We start from the raw sequence: 7,029 nt of genomic DNA, 5'->3' as shown, positions 1-7,029 counted from the left end.
CCTTGCCTTTCAATCCGACTTTACATGCTTTAGTGATCTGGAAAAATAGGAGCAGAAAAATGCGTTAAAGAGAGCTTTAAAGACCCTTTGAAAGGCATTTGAAGACCCTTTGAGAACACCTTTAAAACTCTTTGAGAAAAAATAAATTGGTACAAAACCTAGTGTCAAAATATACAAAACCCGCTGGCAAGCTACAGCTACACTGCTGACAAACTAAACACACAATAAAAAAGTAATGGTAGCGGAGGAGGGATTTGAACCCCCGACACAAGGATTATGATTCCTCTGCTCTAACCTACTGAGCTACTCCGCCAAAATAAGCAATCATAATTGTCAATAATTACATCTTTTGCGGATATAAGGGGTAGAATAGTAAGATGTCAAGCATCGTTTTTAAGCTTTTCTCTTGTCATTCTATATTATCCTCGATATGTAAAAGTGTAATTTTATATGATAAAGTAAGGTAAGGCATGAAAATGGTGCCACGTGTAGCGGTTTTAGGATGCGGTCATTGGGGTGAAAATCATATACGGACACTCCACTCTCTCGGAGCTTTAGCAGCAGTTTCTGATATTGATAATGATCGTGCTGCTAGTTTTGCAACACTGTATGGTGTAGAGGTTGTTACACCAGATGATCTTTTTACTCATCGAGATATTGATGCGTTGGTATTAGCGTTGCCGCCACAATTGCATACGCAAAATGTGCTCCGTGCTGTTAAAAATGGTAAAGATGTTTTGGTGGAAAAACCAATAGCCTTGAATGTTTCTGATGCTAAACGCCAAGTTCAGGAGGCTGAGGCCTATGAGCGAGTTTTTATGGTGGGCCATATTTTACGTTTTCATCCGGCTTTTGAAAAAATGTGTGAATTGGTGAAAAACGGAGATGTGGGAGATGTGCGATATATTTATTCTCATAGATTAGGCTTTGGAAAATTTCACACACACAGTGATGCTTTATGGGATCTTGCCCCTCATGATCTCTCAATGATTTTGGCGTTGACAGGATGCGAACCTTCCGAAATTCGCGGTGAGGGGGCTGCTGTCGTTGATCAGATTTCTGATTTTTCTCATATTCATATGATTTTTCCAAATGGTGTGCGTAGTCATCTTTTTACTTCACGCTTAAGCTCTTATCGTGAGAGGCGTTTAATTGTTGTTGGAACAAAGGCTATACTCGTTTTTGATGATATGGAACCGTGGAGTCGTAAATTGGCAATGCACCATTTTGCTGTTTGGAAAGAAAATCAAGAGTGGGCTTTTAGCATGGATGAGCTGAATTATATTGATGTTTGTGAAGACTTGCCGCTTACTTGCGAATTACGGCATTTCCTTCATTGTATTGAAACGCGTCAATCACCTCGTACAAATGGTGATGATGCTATTGCTGTTTTACGGATTTTAACAGCTGCTGATGTCAATTATGATAGATAAAAGAGATAGGTAGCGCTTTTGCATTTTTGTGATGATCAATGGAGTTAATATGCAATTCATCGACCTTGGGGCGCAGCGTGCGCGTATTGAAGATAAAATTAATTCTGCAATTGCGCATGTAGTCGCTAGTGGTAAGTATATTTTGGGGCCAAAAGTAACAGAATTTGAAGAGAAATTGGCAGAATATCTTGGCGTTAAACATGTGATTGCATGTGCTAATGGAACAGATGCTTTGAAGATGCCTCTTATGGCTAAAAATATTGGTCTAGGGGATGCTGTTTTTTGTCCTAGTTTTACATTTTCAGCAACGGCTGAAGTGGTTGCTTTGGTGGGGGCTGAACCTGTTTTTGTCGATGTTTTACCTGATACATTCAATATTGATGTTGAAAAACTTTCTCACGCTATCGAAATGATAAAAAAAGAAGGACGTCTAAAGCCAAAGGCTATTATTGCTGTTGATTTATTTGGGCTTTCTGCTGACTATGTGCAAATTGCTCAAGTGGCTGCCAAGGAAAATCTTTTTGTAATTGAAGATGCTGCTCAATCTATGGGGGGGAGAAGCGGTAATACTATGTGTGGTGCTTTTGGTGATGTGGCTGCTACAAGTTTTTATCCTGCAAAACCATTAGGATGTTATGGCGATGGAGGCGCTATGATGACCAATGATGATCATTTTGCAAAACTTTTACGCTCTATTTTGTTTCATGGTAAAGGTGAAACGCAATATGACAATGTACGTATTGGTATGAATTCGCGCCTAGATAGCATTCAGGCTGCAATTTTACTAGAAAAGTTTGTGATCTTTGAAGATGAAATGGAAAAGCGTGTAGAAATTGCTCAACGCTATTCCAATGGCTTAAGAGATATTGTTACAGTTCCAGAAATAGGAGAAAATATTCGTTCTGCTTATGCACAATATACGATTAAGGTAAAAGAACGGGATAAATTAAAAGATTTTTTACAAAAAAATTCTATCCCTACAATGATTTATTATAAAACTCCTTTACATCAACAGCCAGCTTATAAACACTTCCCTTATGTAAAAGATTCCCTTTCTGTTTCAGAGTCTTTGGGAGAGTGTGTTTTAAGTTTACCAATGCATCCTTACTTGACACAAACGGATCAGGATATGATTATCAAAAAAATAAGAGATTTTTATCACTCTTGAGAGCGTATTTTTATCCTTAAAATTATGGTCAAATCTCTATTGGTGATCCATCTTAGAAGGTATTTTTTGTTAGAGTATGTGACCAATGTCTTTGGTATTATTTGCTTTCTAGAACCTATGAAATGTTGTTCTTTAGAGCGGAGATATGATTAGCAAGTGAATCTGCTAGACAAGAAGATATTTTTTAACAGAACGGTATGGGCTAAAAAACTTTGTCCTTTAGCTTAGCAGAAAAGTCACGTTTAATAAAAAGGATTTGGGGTATGAAAGTTACAATGAACCTTTGTTGATTTTACTCTTCATTTAAGGTGTTTTAAAAGATAACTTATTTAACAGGGCTTTGGGAGAGAAAAGTTATTTTTTTGCGAATACGTGAGGCTAGGTCATTTTTGTTTTTTGATTTTTGAATCAATGTGTTGATGGGTGATGTATTCCCCTCTTGTAGCGCTATTTGAGCTGCCAATGTTGCTGCAAGTTCTTTTGTTTCTTCACGGAGTTCTTCCAGCAATTGGTGGTTAGCAGTCGGGTCAAGCTCATGAGTTTGGATTTTTTGTAAGCGTTGCTGATAGAGTGCGATTTTTTCACGCATCATTTTTCTTTCCTTTGAAAGTGTGTAGTGTGGCGATATTTTGTTTGATTGCTATCGCTTCTTTGGTGAGAGTATCTTTTGTGGGGAGGCATAGCCGATAAAATTGTTCTGTTACTTGGCTCAGTTGTATTTTTTGTTGGGCATATTTTTTTTGCAAAAATTCATACTTTTGTTGGTTGTTTGCTAATTCTACAGCATGTTGTGCACGAAGAAAATCGTGATTTGCTTCTATTTCCGCGAGTGATAATGGCATTTTCGCACAAACATCTTTATATGCAAAATGAACGGCTTTCCGCCAAATAAAAGGAGATAAAAGCACCAGTAACCAAGAAGTGAAAGCAACTCCGAGTATAAAAAAAAGAAATGATTGAATAAGCATAATACCCCTTTTCAAATAAGAATACGTTTAAAACGGATTCCATGTCGGTTTAGGTGTTAATTTTAAATATCCTACATTGATACCAAGGCGTGCGCCGACTCCTGTACGTATTGGGATTAACAAGGTATTATGGTATTTTAGGACATGAAAACCAACACCTGCAATTAAATAGGCCGAACCTGAAATACCACCATAGCGTCTCCATAAATTATTTATGCCATTAAGATTGTAAACTAAGATCATTAAACGGGAGCCTTGGCCGCCAAAATCCCATCCTACTGAGGGACCTTGCCAAAAAACTTTATGTTGACCATAGCTTTTGGTAAAAACCCTTCCTTCGCCATAGGTTAATCCAGCAAAAAAGGCACCAGAAGCTTCTTCTCCTAAAATATAGGCATTGGGATAACCGTATTTTGAAAAAATATTTTGAATTGCAACAGCCAAACCACTGGCTGTTTTTCCAAAAAAAATATGACCAGAATCAATAATTTCTTGGAGTGAATAATGAGGCTCGTTTTGCTCTATTGGTTTTAGTTGAGCATGTGTGGTGTTTATGGTGATGAATAAAAGGAAGATTAAAGATATAATATTTTTGTACCAGTATTTGAGCAGAGAGAGAGCCATGGAGTTTTCTCCTTTTATTAGTGATAAACAAAAAGATAATATTAGAATTTTCATGCTATTCAAATAAAAAATAAGATATAAGGTTATTTAAATTCTTGAATTTATTTCTGATTTTTTAGCATGATTGTTAATATTTCCTATTATGCATCAGATGTTAAGAGTTTTTCTTTAAAATAAAGTTTGTTTTTTTGAATCTAGGAGTTTTCAATCATTATGACGTTAGATATTTCTTTGAAGCCTATGGATCTTGCTGCTTTGCTTTGTAGTCGTATTTGCCATGATTTGATTTCACCTGTGGGGGCTATTCAAAATGCAATGGAGCTTTATGATGAAGGAGGAGCTGAAGAAGATGCTTTACAATTGGTGCGTTTATCCGTTGCAAGTGCTGCTGCACGTCTACAATTTGCGCGATTGGCTTTTGGTTTTGCTGGAGCAAGTGGAGGACAAATAGATACACGGGCTGCAGAGCAGGTTGCTCAACAATATATGAAAGAAGAAAAAGCAACATTAAAATGGCAAGCTTCTTCTTTATTGTTAGAAAAAGATGAAGTTAAACTTTTGCTTAATTTATTATTGATTGCAAATGCAACAGTTTCTCGTGGTGGTGAAATTGTTGTTATGATTTTGCAAGAAGAAAATAAACGTTCTTTTCGATTTGAGGTTTTCGGTAGAACTCTCCGTATACCCCCTCATTTTCTTGCGTTATTCCGTGGAGAAGTTCAAGAAGAGCTTGTTGATGCACATGTCATCCAATTTTATTACACAATGTTACTTGCTCAGATGACAGAGATGAAAATAAATATTGATGAAAGTGATGGTTGTATTGTTTTAGAAAGTATAAAAAAGCTTTGAATAAGAGAGAAGCGCTTAAGCTGTGTTGGGAAAAGTGGCTTCGATTGAATTTATGAGCGATAAGGTTATATGTGTAAATTTGGTGTGGTTACTTCTTAAGCTTTAAGCGCTTTCTATATGAGATTTTTGGTGTGCGAGTTTTCTACTTTTAACAGAGAAAAGATCTCGGGAAAAAATCTCGGCCCGCTACACTCCGAGATTTTACAATGTGCATGTTCACTGCTTAAGCGGTTTTTCGTACGTTCTCTTCAACTGGATCACGTAATACATAACCACGTCCCCAAACTGTATCAATGTAATTTACACTAGAAGAGACTGCTTCCAATTTTTTCCGCAATTTACAGATAAAAACATCGATAATCTTTAGTTCTGGTTCATCCATTCCACCATAGAGATGATTGAGAAACATTTCCTTGGTAAGGGTGGTACCTTTGCGTAAAGAGAGAAGCTCTAACATTTGGTACTCTTTACCGGTTAAATGAACAGGGCGCCCTGCAACTTCGACAGTTTTTGTGTCAAGGTTAACGGTGAGATCTCCGGTAACAATAACCGATTGTGCATGTCCTTTAGAACGACGAACAACTGCATGGATACGTGCAATGAGCTCATCTTTATGAAAAGGCTTCGTCATATAGTCGTCTGCTCCAAAGCCAAAACCACGAACCTTGTCTTCAATGGCATTCATACCAGAAAGGATTAAGACAGGAGTTTTTATTTTTGCCAATCTTAGAGTCCGCAAGACATCATACCCTGACATGTCAGGCAAATTCAGATCAAGCAAAATGATATCATAATCATAGAGTTTTCCTAAATCGATACCTTCTTCACCCAGATCAGTGATATAAACATTAAAGTTAGCCGACTTTAACATCAACTCAATGCTTTGAGTAACTGCTCTATCATCTTCAATTAATAATACGCGCATTTTAGATCCCTCACTTTGCTCCTTCACGAATCATAAGGAGCATTTCTATTTTATATCAGTTAGCAAAACCACTGTTATAAAAACAATTCATTAAATCAAACACTTATGACAAAGTGTTTATGAACATTTCAGTAGTACGCGTAACAATCACTACTAAATTCCCCACTATCCATGATAGTGGTTAACAAAATATTTTTATTTTTGAAAGAGGCTACAAAATTATTTTAGAAAAATCCCATATTTTTTAACATAATAAACAAAGAAGGGCTTTTTCTATAAACTTTAACTTAAAAAAAATTTGTAAAAGAGCGTTATAAATTACTTTTTTACAATTTCAGTGTTTATTTACTGAGCTTTAAACCTCTTCATTTATAATGGGGGGAAAAGTTAAAGAAATAGTTATTGCTCTTTAAAGCAGATTGTATTTTCAGATGCTTTAATGCAAGGCAAAAATTATTATAATTTCAAGTTAATAGACTGTTTTTGTCGGATAGACATATAACTAAAAGATATTTATTGGGTGTGAATGCGAGTTTTGAGTTGGCGCAATCAAGGAGTAGTGAGTATGAAGCCACGAGAAAATATGGTGCGATTGAGGATGTTTCAAGTGCGTGGAAAGCGCCGTGAAATTGCACAGCTTGAGATGATGATCGCAGAATTTGAACGAATGGTGTTAGAGTTGGAAGCACAGATTACTCATGAAGAACGTAAATCTGGAAACAATGATGTTCACCATTTTGCTTATTCTGCTTTTGCGCGTGCAGCGCGGCAAAGACGTGATAATCTGATCAATTCAATTCGTGATTTAGAACTTCAAAAAACAAACGCTGAAATTGCTCTCCATGAAGCTAATACAGAGCTGCAACGTGCACAGCTTTTGGAAGCACGAGAAAAGAAGATTGTTGCGGATGATAAGGATATTTTGATTCAATCTAATTCAATGGTTGGCTAATTCAATGGTTGGCTAATAAAAGCAATTATTGAAGAATCCATTCTTTCAGGTTTATCTTTTGGATATAGTATAAAACAGCCAAACTTTTATCAAGTTTGGCTGTTTTA

The 7,029-nt window shown here is 36.4% G+C and carries 8 protein-coding genes and 1 tRNA gene; 4 read left to right on the top strand and 5 right to left on the bottom strand.

Annotation, left to right across the window (positions count from 1 at the left end; genetic code table 11):
- Positions 1-236: 236 nt before the first annotated feature.
- Positions 237-313, bottom strand: a tRNA-Met gene (locus tag ACFILH_RS04240).
- Positions 314-476: 163 nt separating this feature from the next.
- Between ACFILH_RS04240 and ACFILH_RS04235 the strand changes: the two genes are divergently transcribed.
- Together ACFILH_RS04235 and ACFILH_RS04230 are read left to right on the top strand one after the other, a co-directional pair.
- Positions 477-1,433: a Gfo/Idh/MocA family protein gene (locus ACFILH_RS04235; RefSeq protein WP_273790823.1), complete on the top strand. Its 957-nt coding sequence runs from the start codon at positions 477-479 to the stop codon at positions 1,431-1,433.
- Positions 1,434-1,482: 49 nt separating this feature from the next.
- Complete coding sequence (locus ACFILH_RS04230; protein ID WP_375631199.1) at positions 1,483-2,601, top strand: DegT/DnrJ/EryC1/StrS family aminotransferase; 1,119 nt, start codon at positions 1,483-1,485, stop codon at positions 2,599-2,601.
- Between the two features lie 325 nt (positions 2,602-2,926).
- Here ACFILH_RS04230 and ACFILH_RS04225 read toward each other — a convergent pair whose 3' ends face one another.
- Genes ACFILH_RS04225 through ACFILH_RS04215 form a run of 3 tightly spaced genes read right to left on the bottom strand, consistent with a single transcriptional unit; the run spans position 2,927 to position 4,193 of the window.
- Positions 2,927-3,193 (bottom strand): hypothetical protein, encoded by a 267-nt coding sequence (locus ACFILH_RS04225; RefSeq protein ID WP_375631198.1) that lies wholly within the window; start codon positions 3,191-3,193, stop codon positions 2,927-2,929.
- Positions 3,183-3,569, bottom strand: a complete 387-nt coding sequence (locus ACFILH_RS04220; protein WP_375631197.1) for a hypothetical protein — start codon at positions 3,567-3,569, stop codon at positions 3,183-3,185. The genes ACFILH_RS04225 and ACFILH_RS04220 overlap by 11 nt, the downstream gene beginning before the upstream one ends.
- 27 nt (positions 3,570-3,596) lie before the next feature.
- Complete coding sequence (locus ACFILH_RS04215) at positions 3,597-4,193, bottom strand: DUF1134 domain-containing protein (RefSeq protein ID WP_273790821.1); 597 nt, start codon at positions 4,191-4,193, stop codon at positions 3,597-3,599.
- A gap of 213 nt (positions 4,194-4,406) precedes the next feature.
- Here ACFILH_RS04215 and chpT point away from each other — a divergent pair, with 213 nt between their 5' ends.
- Positions 4,407-5,045: a histidine phosphotransferase ChpT gene (gene chpT, locus ACFILH_RS04210; protein ID WP_273790820.1), complete on the top strand. Its 639-nt coding sequence runs from the start codon at positions 4,407-4,409 to the stop codon at positions 5,043-5,045.
- A gap of 223 nt (positions 5,046-5,268) precedes the next feature.
- Here the strand turns inward: chpT and ctrA are convergent, their stop codons facing one another.
- Complete coding sequence (gene ctrA / locus ACFILH_RS04205; RefSeq protein ID WP_273790819.1) at positions 5,269-5,970, bottom strand: response regulator transcription factor CtrA; 702 nt, start codon at positions 5,968-5,970, stop codon at positions 5,269-5,271.
- Between the two features lie 565 nt (positions 5,971-6,535).
- Between ctrA and ACFILH_RS04200 the strand changes: the two genes are divergently transcribed.
- The gene (locus ACFILH_RS04200; RefSeq protein WP_273790818.1) at positions 6,536-6,922 is read left to right on the top strand and encodes a flagellar export protein FliJ; all 387 of its coding nucleotides are present in this window, start codon (positions 6,536-6,538) and stop codon (positions 6,920-6,922) included.
- Positions 6,923-7,029: the final 107 nt, after the last annotated feature.

This window comes from Bartonella sp. CL435QHHD (assembly GCF_042195095.1).
Taxonomy (GTDB): domain Bacteria; phylum Pseudomonadota; class Alphaproteobacteria; order Rhizobiales; family Rhizobiaceae; genus Bartonella.
The sequence above is the reverse complement of the archived record's forward strand: the minus strand, read 5'-3'. Positions and strand labels throughout refer to the sequence as shown.